The sequence below is a fragment of the uncultured Serinicoccus sp. genome, from assembly GCF_947500995.1.
Classification (GTDB): Bacteria; Actinomycetota; Actinomycetes; order Actinomycetales; family Dermatophilaceae; genus Ornithinicoccus.
The window spans coordinates 384,909-398,718 of the sequence record NZ_CANMUA010000002.1; the positions used below are offsets into that span (position 1 = coordinate 384,909).

9 protein-coding genes are annotated in these 13,810 nt (G+C 73.6%); 4 read left to right on the forward strand and 5 right to left on the reverse strand.

Going from position 1 to position 13,810, the window contains the following annotated elements; genetic code table 11:
- The first annotated feature begins 78 nt into the window (after positions 1 to 78).
- From Q0967_RS04765 to Q0967_RS04775, 3 genes are read left to right on the forward strand one after another with little or no spacing between them, the layout of a single operon-like run.
- On the forward strand, positions 79 to 1,383 hold the full coding sequence (locus Q0967_RS04765) for an ABC transporter substrate-binding protein (RefSeq protein ID WP_298746147.1): 1,305 nt from the start codon (positions 79 to 81) through the stop codon (positions 1,381 to 1,383).
- Positions 1,383 to 2,297 (forward strand): carbohydrate ABC transporter permease, encoded by a 915-nt coding sequence (locus Q0967_RS04770; RefSeq protein WP_298746145.1) that lies wholly within the window; start codon positions 1,383 to 1,385, stop codon positions 2,295 to 2,297. The genes Q0967_RS04765 and Q0967_RS04770 overlap by 1 nt, the downstream gene beginning before the upstream one ends.
- A gap of 1 nt (position 2,298) precedes the next feature.
- Entirely contained in the window at positions 2,299 to 3,132 is an 834-nt protein-coding gene (locus Q0967_RS04775) for a carbohydrate ABC transporter permease (RefSeq protein WP_298746143.1), read from the forward strand.
- Positions 3,133 to 3,139: 7 nt separating this feature from the next.
- Here Q0967_RS04775 and Q0967_RS04780 read toward each other — a convergent pair whose 3' ends face one another.
- The 4 genes from Q0967_RS04780 to Q0967_RS04795 form a co-directional block, all read right to left on the reverse strand.
- Positions 3,140 to 3,871, reverse strand: a complete 732-nt coding sequence (locus Q0967_RS04780; RefSeq protein WP_298746141.1) for a VOC family protein — start codon at positions 3,869 to 3,871, stop codon at positions 3,140 to 3,142.
- Positions 3,864 to 4,487 carry a maleylpyruvate isomerase family mycothiol-dependent enzyme gene (locus tag Q0967_RS04785; RefSeq protein WP_298746139.1) on the reverse strand — a complete coding sequence of 208 codons (624 nt, stop codon included), beginning with the start codon at positions 4,485 to 4,487 and terminating at the stop codon, positions 3,864 to 3,866. The genes Q0967_RS04780 and Q0967_RS04785 overlap by 8 nt, the downstream gene beginning before the upstream one ends.
- A gap of 27 nt (positions 4,488 to 4,514) precedes the next feature.
- Positions 4,515 to 7,799, reverse strand: a complete 3,285-nt coding sequence (locus Q0967_RS04790; RefSeq protein ID WP_298746138.1) for a DEAD/DEAH box helicase — start codon at positions 7,797 to 7,799, stop codon at positions 4,515 to 4,517.
- 97 nt (positions 7,800 to 7,896) lie between these two features.
- Positions 7,897 to 8,754, reverse strand: a complete 858-nt coding sequence (locus Q0967_RS04795) for an alpha/beta fold hydrolase (protein ID WP_298746136.1) — start codon at positions 8,752 to 8,754, stop codon at positions 7,897 to 7,899.
- Between the two features lie 166 nt (positions 8,755 to 8,920).
- On the opposite strand from Q0967_RS04795, the gene Q0967_RS04800 reads away from it, so the two are divergent.
- Positions 8,921 to 10,465 carry a DEAD/DEAH box helicase gene (locus Q0967_RS04800; RefSeq protein WP_298746134.1) on the forward strand — a complete coding sequence of 515 codons (1,545 nt, stop codon included), beginning with the start codon at positions 8,921 to 8,923 and terminating at the stop codon, positions 10,463 to 10,465.
- A gap of 139 nt (positions 10,466 to 10,604) precedes the next feature.
- On the opposite strand, the gene icmF is transcribed toward Q0967_RS04800, so the two are convergent.
- Positions 10,605 to 13,802, reverse strand: a complete 3,198-nt coding sequence (gene icmF / locus Q0967_RS04805; RefSeq protein ID WP_298747108.1) for a fused isobutyryl-CoA mutase/GTPase IcmF — start codon at positions 13,800 to 13,802, stop codon at positions 10,605 to 10,607.
- Positions 13,803 to 13,810: the final 8 nt, after the last annotated feature.

Here is a 13,810-nt window from a genome sequence, read left to right on the forward strand (position 1 = left end):
CCCGCGCCCCGTCCCCGGGGCCCGCATATGCTGCACCCCACCCCAGGTTGTCACACCACGCGCCCAAGGAGGACCACCATGGCCCGCCCGCACCGACCGCTGCCGTCCCTCTCCCGCCGGAGGGTGCTCGCCCTGGGCGGCGTCGGCGCGCTCGGCGCCTCGCTCGCGGCGTGCGGCGACAACACCGGCCGGGGCGGGTCCACCAGCCCGGACGGTGCCGGGTCCAGCGCCGCGGGCCGGCCCCAGATCGCGCAGTGGTACCACCAGTACGGCGAGGCGGGCACGCAGGAGGCCGTCGAGCGGTATGCCGCGGACTACGGGCCCGCCGACGTCACCGTCTCGTGGAAGCCGGGTGACTACGACCAGTCCACCGCGGCCTCGCTGCTCACCGACTCCGGTCCCGACGTCTTCGAGTACGGCAACGGCCCGACGATCGACATGATCCGCGGTGACCAGGTGGCCGACCTCACCGACCTCTTCGGCGACACCCTCGACGACTTCACCCCCTCCCTGGTCGAGCGGATGACCTACGACGGCAAGGTCTGGGCCGTCCCCCAGGTCGTCGACACGCAGGTGCTCGTCTACCGCCGCAGCCTGCTCGAGCAGGCCGGCATCGAGCCGCCGCAGCAGATCTCCGAGCTGGTGGAGGCGGCCCGGGAGCTCACCCGTGACGACGTCAAGGGTCTGTTCCTCGGCAACGACGGCGGCGCCGGGCTGCTCGGTGGGCCGATGCTGTGGGCGGCGGGCCTGGACTACCTCGACGGCGAGCGGGTCGGCTTCGACAGCGCCGGGGCCCCGGAGGCCCTCGCCGTGCTGCGGACGCTCTGGACCGACGAGACCGTGCTGCTGGGGCAGGCCAAGGACTGGTTCGACCCCGACGCCCTCACCTCCGGGCGCGCGGCGATGCAGTGGACCGGGCTGTGGACCTTCCCGATGATCGCCGAGGCCCTGGGTGACGACTTCGGCGTCATCCCCTGGCCCGCGATGGAGGGTGGCTCCCCCTCGGTCCCCGTCGGTGCCTACGGGTCCTGCGTCTCGACCCGCGCGAGCGACGTGCAGGCCGCCCAGGACTTCGTGCGGTGGCTGTGGATCGAGCAGACCGACAAGCAGCTGGACTTCGCCACCGCCTACGGCTTCCACCTGCCCTCGCGCACCAGCCTCGTGCCGGAGGCCGACGTGCTCTCCTCCGGCCCGGCCGCGGACGCCGCCGGCTACGTCACCGACCACGGGCACGCGCAGACCCCGCTGCTGTGGACCCCCCAGAGCGCGACCGCCTGGAGCGACATGATGAACCGCATCGTGCGCGACGGCGCGGACCCGCAGGCCGAGCTGGACGCCCTCGTGCCCATCGTCGAGGCCGAGCTGGAGCGGGTCACCGGCTGATGCTGACGCGGCTTCGCGGTCGCACGAACCGCGATGCGAGCCTGTGGTTCTGGGTCTTCGTCGGCCCGTTCTTCGCCGGCCTGGTCCTCTTCATCTACGTCCCCATCGGGTGGAGCGTCTACCTCTCCTTCTTCGAGGCCTACAACACCGTCACCCCCACCGAGTTCGTGGGGCTGGCGAACTACCGCGACATGCTCACCGACCAGGCGTTCAGGGACTCGCTGCTGACCTTCGTCGTCTTCGCCGCGTTCATCGTGCCCACCACCTTCGCCCTGTCGCTGCTCACCGCCCTGCTCGTGGCGCGGACGCGGGTGATGCAGGCGTTCTTCCGCTCGGTCTTCTTCCTCCCGGTCGCCTGCTCCTACGTGGTGGCGGCGCTCGTCTGGAAGATGTCGATCTTCTCCGGCATGAGCTCCGGGGCGGCCAACGCCCTGCTCGGGCTGGCCGGGGTCAGCCCCATCCCGTGGCTTTCGATCACCGACCCGCCGTGGTACTGGCTCGTCATCGTGTCCGCCCGGCTCTGGTTGCAGGTCGGCTTCTACATGATCCTCTTCCTCGCCGCCCTGCAACGGGTCCCGGTGACCCTCTACGAGGCCGCGGCGATCGACGGCGCCGAGGGGTGGCAGGTCTTCCGGCACATCACCTGGCCCCAGCTGCTGCCCGCCTCCACGGCGGTGCTCCTCCTGCTGCTCATCAACGCCTTCCAGGCCTTCGACGAGTTCTACAACATCCTGGCCGGCTTCAGCGGCTACCCGCCCTACGCCCGCCCACCGCTGGTGTACCTCTACTACACCGCGCTCGGAAGCGGGCAGAACTTCGGCGACGGCAGCGCGGGTGCGGTGATCCTCACCGTCCTCATCGCGGTCGTCGCGCTGGCCCAGACCCGGCTCCTGCGCCTCGGCGGGAGGGACTGAGATGCTGCACGAACGTCGCCGCCACGCCGTGCTGCGCCGCGGCCTGCTGCTGGTGGGCACCCTGCTCTTCCTCGTGCCCTTCTACCTGCTGCTCCGCGGCGCGTTCAGCAGCGAGGCCGACCTCACCTCGGCCACCTGGCACTGGCTCCCGCCCACGTGGGAGTGGGGCAACCTCGCGGCCGTCTTCGACAACCGCACCGTCCCGCTGGGCCGTGCCCTACTCAACAGCACCCTCATCGCCGTCAGCCAGACCGTCGGGGTGCTGGTGCTCTCCGGGATGGCCGGCTACGGGCTCGCCCGGATCCCCTACCGCTGGTCGAACGTCGTCTTCTGGCTCATCACGGTGACCCTGCTCATCCCTGCCGCGGTGACCTTCGTGCCGAGCTTCGTGCTCGTCTCCTCCCTCGGGTGGATCTCCACGCTGCGCGGGCTCATCGTGCCGGGGCTCTTCCAGGCGCTGGCGACCTTCCTCTTCCGCCAGTTCTTCCTCTCCTTCCCCCGGGAGATCGAGGAGGCGGCCGCGCTGGACGGGCTCTCCTGGTGGGGCATCTTCTGGCGGGTGGTCGTGCCCAACTCCGGGGGCTTCGCCGCCGCGATCGGCACGATCACCTTCATCGGCTCCTGGAACGCCTTCCTGTGGCCGCTGGTCATCGGGCGCACCCCCGAGTCGTGGACGGTGCAGGTGGCGCTGTCGACCTACCTCACCGCCCAGACCTCCCAGGTCAGCCTGCTGTTCATGGCCGCGCTGGTAGCCATCCTGCCGCTGCTGCTGATGTTCCTGCTCCTGCAGCGGTGGATCGTCCAGGGCGTCGAGCGCACCGGCATCAGCGACTGAGGCACCTCTAGAACGTGAGGCTGCCGGCCGGACCGGTCAGCCGGGCGTGCAGGGCGGGCACCGGCCCGCGGGAGACCGCCAGCTGCGCACCCAGCAGCGCAAGCACCTGCCGCGCCCGCACCGGGTCGGGGTGCTCGGCCCGCAGCCCCGTCAGCCCGAGCAGCGGGAGGTCGTCGTCGACGGGGTGGGCCGACCCACCCCAGTCGATGAGGAACGGCTGGACGCCGCCGAGGCCCAGCGGCGAGGGCACCGCCAGCCGCCAGACCAGGTCGGTGCCGGCCGGGGTCCGGCGGGCGGCCCCGACCGGTGTGCCGATGTCGATACCGGCCGCGGCGGCCCGGGCCACCGCATCGTCCAGGTCGGCGGGACGGACGGCCCAGGCATACCCCACCGGTGAGTGCCCCGCGCCCAGCCGGCCGACACCGAGCATGGTGCGCTCCGGAGGGACGTCCGGCTGCTCCGGGTCCGGGGCGAGCAGCTCGAGGTATGCCGCGGTGCTGCCGGAGTGCCGCAGCGCCACGAGGGCGTTGCGTGTGCCCCGGCCGACGTGGGCGCCACCCGGTGCCGCCGCCACCCCCGTGCGCTGCCGCAGCTCCTCGACCGCGGCGTCGAGGTCGGGGACCGCGTAGACGAGGTGGTCCAGCGCGGCGGGGTGCAGCTGCTGCGCGCGCGACCCCTGCTCCGGGCGCTCGGTCCCGCCGCCCCGCCGCTCGCGCCCACCCCCCGCTGCCTCAGGCACGCGAGACCATCGTGTCCACACCGGCGCCATGGAGGTCGCCGAGGAAGACCCGGCGCCCCGAGACCGCCATGAGCAAGGGCAGCGCCCGCCCCTCGACCACGGGTCCCTCGCCCACGACGATCCCGGCGTCGGTCGCGCGCAGGGACAGGCCCTCGACACGGTCCTTGCCGCCGCCGAACCCGACCGGGGTGCGCAGCTGGTCACGCAGCGCGAGCACCACGGCCTCCTGGGCGTAGGCATGCCCGATCCCCAGCGGGCTCCGCACGTCCTCGCCGTGCACCACCTCCTCGACCAGCCGGCTGGCGCGAGGCGCCGGTGGCGATGAGGTGCGTCCTGCCACCGCGCGCAGCCGCTCCAGGGTCTCCCCCGGGCTCGAACCGCGTTCGCGCGCCACTCCCTGGGCGTTCTGCCGGTCGAAGTCGAACCCGGCGCGCGCCATCGCCAGGAGCAGCCTGGGCGTGCTCGTCCGGGCGTTGTCGACGAGGTGGGCGACGACGTCGTGGACGCTCCACCCCGGGCACAGGGAGGGCTCGTCCCAGCGTGACGTCTCCACGGTCTCCAGGTCGGCGACCAGGGACTCGCGCTCCTGGTGCACCAGGTCCCACACGTCACTCATGTCTCATCGTCTCGTCTCGCCACCTGGTCACCCGTCCAGCAGCCCACGGATGTCCTCGGCGGTGACCACGCCGGACCCGAACTCGCCCGCGTCCACGACGCTGGTGAACAGCCGCCGCTTGCGCTCCTGCAGGGCCACGACCTTCTCTTCGATGGTGCCGGTCGACACCAGCCGGTAGACGTGGACCGTCCGGTGCTGGCCGATGCGGTGGGTCCGGTCGACGGCCTGCGCCTCCGCGGCGGGGTTCCACCACGGGTCGAGCACGAAGACGTAGTCCGCCTCCGTCAGCGTCAGCCCGACACCTCCGGCCTTGAGGCTGATGAGGAAGGCCGGCTGCTCACCCTCCCGGAAGGCGGTGATGCGCGCCGAGCGGTCCCGGGTGCGACCGTCGAGGTAGACGTAGCCGATGCCGGCCGCGTCCAGGGCGTCCCGCACGAGCGCGAGGTAGCTCGTGAAGCTGGAGAAGACCAGGGCCCGGTGCCCCTCGGCCGCGAGCGCGGTGAGCCGCTCGACCACCGCGGTCACCTTGGCCGAGGTCGCCAGCCCGGCGTGCGCCTCGTCCAGCAGCGCGGGGTCGAGGGACAGCTGGCGCAACATCGTCAGGGCCCGCAGGATCTTGACGCGGTTCTTGTCCAGGTCGGCCAGCAGCCCCAGCACACGCTGACGCTCCCGCTGCAGGTGCTGGTCGTAGACGCGGCGGTGCGCGGGGTGCAGGTCGACGGCGAGCGTCTGCTCGATCTTGTCGGGGAGGTCGGCGGCCACCTGGGCCTTGGTGCGGCGCAGCATGAAGGGACGGATGCGTCGTCGCAGCCGGGCCAGATCCTCGGGCGCGGAGCCGGACTCGATCGGGGTGCGGTAGCGCTCCGTGAAGGACTCCGGCCGCGGGAAGAGCCCGGGGGCGGCCAGCGACGTCATCGACCACAGGTCCATGAGGGTGTTCTCCAGCGGGGTGCCCGTCATCGCGAAGGTGCGGGACGCCCCCAGGCGCCGCACCGCCTGGTAGGTCGCCGAGCGACGGTTCTTGACCACCTGGGCCTCGTCCAGCACCGCGGCGCTCCACGGCAGCGCGCGGTAGTCCTCGGCCTCCAGCCGCAGCAGGGTGTAGGAGGTGATGACGAGGTCCGAGGCCCCGACGGCGCCCGCGAGGTCCGTGCCGCGACGCCTGCGGGTTGCCGAGATCGTGACGGTGCGCAGGTGGGGGGCGAAGCGCTCGGCCTGCTCGGCCCAGGCGGTCACCACGCTCGTGGGGGCGACGACCAGCACCGGCCCCTCCGCCAGGTCCGCGCGGTGCTCGGCCCGGACCACCATGGCCAGCGCCTGCAGCGTCTTGCCGAGCCCCATGTCGTCGGCGAGGATGCCGCCGAGACCGGCGTCCCAGAGGGCGCACAACCAGCGGTACCCCTCGAGCTGGTAGGGGCGCAGGGTGGCCCGCAGGTCCGGCGGCGGCACGACGTGGCCGCGGTCGCCGTCGCCGATCGCGAGCAGGGCGTCGACCCGCTCGGTCCACCGGCCGCCCTGCTCCTGGACCACCCCCAGGTCGACCAGCTCCTCCCACAGCCCGGCCTGGTAGGGCGTCAGCCGCAGGAGGGCGGCGTCGTCCTCCTCGTCCTCCACCAGCTCCCGCGCCTCCTCGATGAGGCGGCGCAGGGTGCGCAGCTCGGGCTGGTCCAGGCGCAGCCACAGACCGGAGTCGAGCAGCAGGACGTCCTGCCCGGCCGCCAGCGCGGCGAAGAGCTGCTCGAACGGGACCTCCTGACCGTCGACGGTGACGCTCACGTGCAGGTCGAACCAGTCGCCCTCTCCCGCCTCGCTGGTGGTGAGGTGCACCACCGGGTCCTCCGCGGCCTCCTCGTAGGTGGCCAGCTCACCGTGCACCAGCACGTCGAGGCCCTCGTGCCGCTGCAGCGCGGGCAGCACCTCGCCCGCGAAGCGCGCGGTCGCCAGCTCGGTGAGGACCGACCGCGGGCGCAACCGGACCGACCCGGCCGGGCCGTTCGCGAACACCGCCGGGGACGCCTCCAGGAGGGGCGTCACCGCCGCCACCGCGGCCCGCTCGGCCTCCTCGTCCCGGGCGAGGTCCTCGGGCCCCCCGTCCAGGCCGACCACGACGGTGTCCGGCTCCCCCTCGACGGTCGGGACGGCATACCCGAAGGTCCACCGCAGGTGCAGGACGTGGCCGGGCTCGGGGGTGACCTCGAGCCGGAGCCGCGGCGGGCGGTCGGCGGGGGTGACGACGCTGCCGTCGCTGGAGGTGAGCCCGACCTGGCGCGCGAGGGCGGGGTAGTAGCGGGCGAGGAAGCGCCCCACCTGGTCGGCGGGGACCTCGAGCGAGGTGCCGCCCTCGAGCAGGCCGGCGAGCGGCTCGGGGACCGCCGCCCGCAGGGGCCACAGGGTGAGCCGGTCGTCGGTGTCGACCCAGCCCAGCCCGTGGGCAGGGCGACCCACGAGGAAGCGCCTGCCCCCCGTCGGCGGTGCGCCGTCGACCGCGACCTCGGGGGCGAGGGTGAGGGCGCCGTCGTCGCCGCGGACGAGGTCCAGACCGATCGCCGCGGACCCCTCCCCCAGCTCGACCCCGGCGACCCCCTGCCCGGCCACGAGAGGGATCCCCGCCTCCTGGACCTGCCTCAGCACCGGCCACGCGACGGCGCCGATCGCCCCCAGCGGCAGCTCCTTGGCGGAGGCGTAGAAGTAGCCGAACCCCGAGCTCTTGCCCAACGCGGCCAGCTGGCCCAGCAGCGCCCGGTGCTCCGGGTCCACCTCGGTCGGGGACCAGCGGTTGGTCAGGTCGTCCCAGCTCACGCCCTGCCCCACCCACGGCTTGCTGCGGCCGGGCCGCACCGGTGCCAGGGTCACCCGGGCGGACTCCTCCCGGCCACCGGGCCCCCGGGTGAGCGACACCTGCAGGCCGAGCCGGTGGCGGGTCGCGCCGGTGTCCGGCGCCGGGCGGACCAGCGGGGCCAGCGCGGCCTCCCACCCCGGTGCCGCGGGTGGGTCCGAGCGCAGCCGTGCCCGGGCGGTCAGCAGGACGGCCACGGCGTGCTTGCAGTCCTGGACCACGGGGCAGCTGCACTGCCCGCTCCAGACGACGATGTCGCGGTCGTGCACCCGCACCACGGTCTGGTAGACCCGCCCACCGGAGCCCACCACGGTGCCGACCAGGGCGCCCCCGTCGGGACCGGTGACGAGGGTGCGGACGTGACCGGCGTCGGCATACCCCCGGCCGCGGGCCAGGGTCAGCTCGCCGACCTCGGCCCGCAGGTCGGTGTCGCCGACGCGCAGCACCCACCCGGCTGCGGAGAGGTTCGGCGACATGGACCGAGCCTAGGGCCGGGGGCCGACAGGCCGGCGGGCTCGTCCACAGGCGGGCGGAGCCCCGGTCCGGCCGCCCGTGGACGAGCACGCCCCGTCCTCAGCCGGCTCCCTCCACCGCGTCCGGCGCCGCCCCGCACCGCAGCAGGACCTCGTGGGCCAGCTCGGCGGGCCGTCGCTCGGGCAGCCAGTGGCCGGCGTCCAGCTCGACGAACCGGTAGGGGCCGGACACGGCGCGGGCGGTGCGCTCGGCGGCGGCCCGGCCCAGGAACGGGTCCCGGGCCCCCCACACCAGGGTGGTCGGCACCTCGACCCGGCCGACCGGCCGGCCGCCGGGCCGGGCGGCCGCGCGGTACCAGCCCACCGGACCGCGCAGGGCTGCCCGGGTGCCCAGCCGCGCGGCGTAGCGGCGCGCGTCGGGTGCCGGGAGGCCGGTGCGCACCAGGGCACCGCGGCGCAGGGCCCGCGCCATGACGAGCTCGGGCAGCACCGGGACCTGGAAGCCGGCGATGTACCAGCTGCGGCGGGCCTGGTCGGCGTGCCGGACCGCCCACGCGAGCGCCCGGGGGTGGGGCGTGGAGGCGACGGTGAGCGTGGCCACCCGCTCCGGGTGCCACGCGGCCAGCGCCCACGCGACGGCGCCGCCCCAGTCGTGCCCGACGACGTGCGCCCGGTCCACCCCGACGTGGTCCAGCAGACCGAGCGCGTCCTCGACGAGCCGCTCCAGCCGGTATGCCGCGACGCGCCGCGGGCGCGCGCCCTCGGCATACCCCCGCTGGTGCGGGGCCAGGGTGCGCAGCCCGGCCTCCTGCAGCGCCGGGGACACCCGGTCCCAGGCCGTGCCGTCCTGCGGGAAGCCGTGCAGCAGCAGGACCACCGGCCCGTCGGGCGGTCCGCCGACCAGCGCCTCGTGGGTCAGCCCGTCCCGGGTGTGCCGCAGGGTCTCCTCCGTGCTCATCGGTCCATGATGGCGGGTGGGCAGCCCCGTCTGCGGTAGACTGGTCACAGCAGCCCGGACCGTCTCGCCCCGGACTGCCCGATCTCGCAGCCGGACGGCTGCCACGTTCGCGCCGCCCCCGGGCCTGGCGCCGGGTGGGACTCCGCACACGTCTCGAAAGCTCCCTGTGACCTCTTCCTTCGCCGACCTCGGCGTGCCCACGACCCTCGATGCCCTTCTCGCGGAGCGCGGCATCACCACCCCCACCCCCATCCAGGCGGCCACGCTGCCGGACTCGATGGCCGGCCGGGACGTCCTGGGCCGGGGCCGCACCGGCTCCGGCAAGACCTACGCCTTCCTGCTGCCCCTCGTCACGCGGCTCATGGCCGACCCGGGCGCCGGCCGGCGCCGCGGCCGCACCCCCCGCGCGCTCGTCCTCGCCCCGACCCGCGAGCTGGCCGGTCAGATCGCCGCCTCGCTGGAGCCGCTGGCGGCCGCCGCCGGGCTGACCCACCTCACCGTCTTCGGCGGTGTCGGGCAGAATCCGCAGGTGCGGGCGCTGCAGGCCGGCATCGACGTCCTCGTCGCCTGCCCCGGCCGGCTCGAGGACCTCATCGGACAGGGCTATGCCGACCTCTCCGGGGTCGAGGTGACCGTGCTGGACGAGGCGGACCACATGGCCGACCTGGGCTTCCTCCCGGTCGTCCGCCGGCTGCTGGACCGCACGCCGCGGCAGGGGCAGAAGATGCTCTTCTCCGCGACCCTGGACGCCGGGGTCGACGTCATCGCCAAGCGCTACCTCAGCAGCCCGGTGACCCACCACGCCGACTCGGCGCAGTCCCCGGTCGAGGCCATGGACCACCACGTCCTGCACATCGACGCCGGCGAGCGCCTCGCGGTGCTCACCGACCTCGGTGCCGCGCCGGGCCGCAAGGTGGTCTTCACCCGGACGAAGCACGGCGCCAAGAAGCTGGCCAAGCAGCTCAACGGCGCCGGCGTCCCGGCCGTGGAGCTGCACGGCAACCTCGCCCAGAACGCCCGCACCCGCAACCTCGACGCCTTCCACTCCGGGCGCGCCAGCACGCTGGTCGCGACGGACATCGCCGCCCGCGGGATCCACGTCGACGACGTCGCCCTCGTGGTGCACGCCGACCCGCCGGTCGAGCACAAGGCCTACCTCCACCGCTCGGGGCGGACCGCCCGGGCCGGCAACGCCGGCACGGTGGTCACCCTCATGACCGACGACCAGGTACGCGACGTGCGCTCCCTCACCCGCGCGGCGGGGATCAAGGCCACCACCACCAAGGCCCACTCGAGCCACCCGATCCTGCGCGAGCTGGCCCCCGGCGAGCGGGTGCTGACCCCCGGCGGGTTGGTCGTCGAGGTCCCGACCCAGGGCGGCCAGGGCTCCGGCGGCCAGGGCGGCCGTCGCCAGGGCGGTGGCCAGGGCCGTGGCAGCGGTGGCGGCGGGCGATCCGGCGGCCAGGGCCGGGGCAGCGGCCAGGGCGGTCGCGGCAACGGTGGCGGCGGACGCTCCGGCGGTCAGGGCCGTTCCGGCGGCGGTCGCGGTCAGGGCGGCGGACGCTCCGGCGGTGGGCGCTCCGGCGGTCAGGGCGGCGGACGCTCCGGCGGTGGGCGCTCCGGTGGCCAGGGCGGCGGACGCCAGGGCGGCTCCTCGGGCGGGTCCGTGGTGGCCTTCTCGACCTCCAGCGGCGGCGGCCGTCGCCGCTGAGCGGACCCAGCACCACTCATACCCAGAAGGTGTTCCTCTGAGGTGATGCGTCACCGCAGAGGAACACCTTCTGCACAGAAGTGGGTCGGCTGGCCGGCCAGCTGCTCCCGGCCAGCCCACGGAACCGGCGGGAGTCCACTCAGACGTTGCGGCGGTACTCCCCGCCCACCTCGAAGAAGGCCTCGGTGATCTGACCGAGGGTGCAGACCCGCGCGGCGTCCATGAGCACCGCGAAGACGTTCTCACCGGTCATGGCCGACTCCTTGAGCCGCGCCAGCGCCTCCTGGGCCTCCTCGGCGTGCGCCTCCTGGTAGGCCTGCACCCGCTCCAGCTGGGACTGCTTCTCCGCCTCGGTCGCCCGGGCCAGCTCCACCTCGACCTCCTCCCGCTCGGCCTCCGGCCGACGGAAGGTGTTGACGCCGATGATCGGCAGCGAGCCGTCGTGCTTGCGGTGCTCGTAGAGCAGCGACTCGTCCTGGATCTTGCCGCGCTGGTAACCCGTCTCCATGGCGCCCAGCACCCCGCCCCGCTCGCTGATCCGGTCGAACTCGGCGAGCACGGCCTCCTCGACGAGGTCGGTGAGGTGGTCGATGACGAACGAGCCCTGGTTGGGGTTCTCGTTCATCGCCAGGCCCCACTCCTTGTTGATGATGAGCTGGATCGCCAGGGCCCGGCGCACGGACTCCCCGCTCGGGGTGGTGACGGCCTCGTCGTAGGCGTTGGTGTGCAGGCTGTTGGCGTTGTCGTAGATCGCGATGAGCGCCTGCAGCGTGGTCCGGATGTCGTTGAAGTCCATCTCCTGCGCGTGCAGCGAGCGACCCGACGTCTGCACGTGGTACTTGAGCTTCTGGCTGCGCTCGTTGGCGCCGTACCTCTCCCGCATGGCGACCGCCCAGATGCGCCGGGCGACGCGGCCGATGACGGAGTACTCGATGTCCATGCCGTTGGAGAAGAAGAAGGACAGGTTGGGCGCGAAGGCGTCGATGTCCATCCCCCGGGCGAGGTAGGACTCGACGTAGGTGAACCCGTTGGCGAGGGTGAAGGCGAGCTGGCTGATGGGGTTCGCCCCCGCCTCGGCGATGTGGTAGCCGGAGATCGACACCGAGTAGAAGTTGCGCACCCCCTGCTCGATGAACCACTCCTGGACGTCGCCCATCATCCGCAGCGAGAACTCGGTGGTGAACAGGCAGGTGTTCTGCCCCTGGTCCTCCTTGAGGATGTCCGCCTGGACGGTCCCCCGGACGTTCTGGAGGGCATACGCGCGCAGCTCCTCCGCCTCGGCGCCGGAGGGCTCGCGACCCTCGCGCTCCCGGAACGCCTCGAGCTGCTGGTCGATGACGGTGTTGAGGAAGAACGCCAGGACCGTGGGTGCCGGGCCGTTGATCGTCATGGACACCGAGGTGGTCGGGTCGACGAGGTCGAAGCCGTCGTAGAGCGCCTTCATGTCGTCCAGCGTCGCGATGGACACCCCCGAGGTGCCGACCTTGCCGTAGATGTCAGGACGCTCCGCCGGGTCGTGGCCGTAGAGCGTGACCGAGTCGAAGGCGGTCGACAGCCGGGTCGCGGGCTGCCCCTCGGAGAGCAGCTTGAAGCGCCGGTTGGTGCGGAAGGGGTCGCCCTCGCCGGCGAACATCCGGGCCGGGTCCTCGTTGTCGCGCTTGAAGGCGAAGACGCCGGCGGTATAGGGGAAGTGGCCGGGCAGGTTCTCGCGGCGCCAGAAGCGGACCAGCGCCCCCGCCTCGTCGTAGCGGGGCAGCGCCACGCGGGGTATGCGGTTGCCGCTCAGCGACTCCTTGGTGAGCCGGGTGTGGATCTCCCGGTCGCGGACCGTGACCACCTGCTCGTCGCCGGAGTATGCCTCGACCCGGGCCGGCCAGTCCTCGACCATCTCCCGGACCTCGGTCGGGACGTCCCGGCGAGCGGCGTCGAGGAGCTCGTCCAGGCCGTGGTCGCCGCCGGTGCCACCGGCCGCCGCGAGCTCGTCCGCGGTCTGCTCGAGCCGCTCCACCCGGCGGGCCGCGAGGGCGTAGCGCTCGGTGTCGGCGTGGTAGCCGCGCAGGGTCTCGGCGATGTCCGCGAGGTAGCGGACCCGCCGGGGCGGGACCACCTGACGGATCATCGAGGAGTGCCGGACGTCGACCGGCGGCAGCGCGCCCTCGCCCACCGGCAGGCCGTCCTCGGCCAGACGGTCCCGCAGCGCCTGGTACAGCGCGGTGACCCCGTCGTCGTTGAAGGTGGCCGCCGAGGTCCCGAAGACCGGCATGTCCTCGGGCCGCGCGCCGAAGGCCTCCCGGTTGCGCACCAGCTGGCGGCCGACGTCGCGCAGCGCGTCCATCGCCCCGCGCCGCTCGAACTTGTTGATGGCCACGACGTCGGCGAAGTCGAGCATGTCGATCTTCTCCAGCTGGCTGGCGGCGCCGAACTCCGGCGTCATGACGTAGAGGGAGGTGTCGACGAACGGCACGATGCCGGCGTCCCCCTGGCCGATCCCGGGCGTCTCCACGACGACGAGGTCGAAGCCGGCCGCCTTGAGCACGTCGATGGCGGCGGGCAGCGCCTCCGGCACCTCGGACTCCCCGCGCGTGGCCATGGACCGGAACATCGCCTGGCGGCCGCCGATGGCGCCCATCCGGATGCGGTCGCCCAGCAGCGCGCCGCCGCCCTTGCGGCGGGTCGGGTCGATGGCGATGATCCCGATCCGCAGCCGGTCGCCCTGGTCGATCCGGAAGCGCCGCACCAGCTCGTCGGTCAGCGAGCTCTTGCCCGAGCCGCCGGTGCCCGTGATCCCGAGGACGGGCGCGCTGCTCTCCCGGGCGGCGGCGGCATACCGCTCCCGGTCGTCGGCCGGGAGGGCGCCCAGCTCGGCACCGGTGATGGCCCGGGCCACGGCGGTACGGCTCCCGGCGAGCACGTCGTCGACCGCCGCCGGGCCGACCTCCCACATGTCGTAGTCCGCGTCGGTGATGACCTGGTTGATCATCCCCGGCAGGCCGAGGCGCTGGCCGTCCTCCGGGGAGAAGATCGTCACGCCGGCCTCCCGCAGCCGGGTGATCTCCTCCGCGACGATGACGCCCCCGCCACCGCCCACGACCTTGACGTGCCCGGCCCCGGCCTCGCGCAGCTGCTCGACGAGGTACTCGAAGTACTCGACGTGCCCACCCTGGTAGGAGGAGACCGCGACCGCGTTGGCGTCCTCGTCGAGGACGGCCTCGACCACCTCGGCGACCGACCGGTTGTGCCCGAGGTGGACGACCTCGGCGCCCTGGCTCTGCATGATCCGGCGCATGATGTTGATCGAGGCGTCGTGGCCGTCGAAGAGGCTCGCCGCGGTGACGATCCGGACCG

Excerpts from the sequence above, each read along its gene's own strand:
- Q0967_RS04775 (WP_298746143.1), top strand. The coding sequence starts at position 2,299 with ATGCTGCACGAACGTCGCCGCCACGCCGTGCTGCGCCGCGGCCTGCTG.
- Q0967_RS04795 (WP_298746136.1), bottom strand. The coding sequence starts at position 8,754 with ATGAGCACGGAGGAGACCCTGCGGCACACCCGGGACGGGCTGACCCAC.
- Q0967_RS04770 (WP_298746145.1), top strand. The coding sequence starts at position 1,383 with ATGCTGACGCGGCTTCGCGGTCGCACGAACCGCGATGCGAGCCTGTGG.
- Q0967_RS04790 (WP_298746138.1), bottom strand. The coding sequence starts at position 7,799 with ATGTCGCCGAACCTCTCCGCAGCCGGGTGGGTGCTGCGCGTCGGCGAC.
- Q0967_RS04765 (WP_298746147.1), top strand. The coding sequence starts at position 79 with ATGGCCCGCCCGCACCGACCGCTGCCGTCCCTCTCCCGCCGGAGGGTG.
- Q0967_RS04785 (WP_298746139.1), bottom strand. The coding sequence starts at position 4,487 with ATGAGTGACGTGTGGGACCTGGTGCACCAGGAGCGCGAGTCCCTGGTC.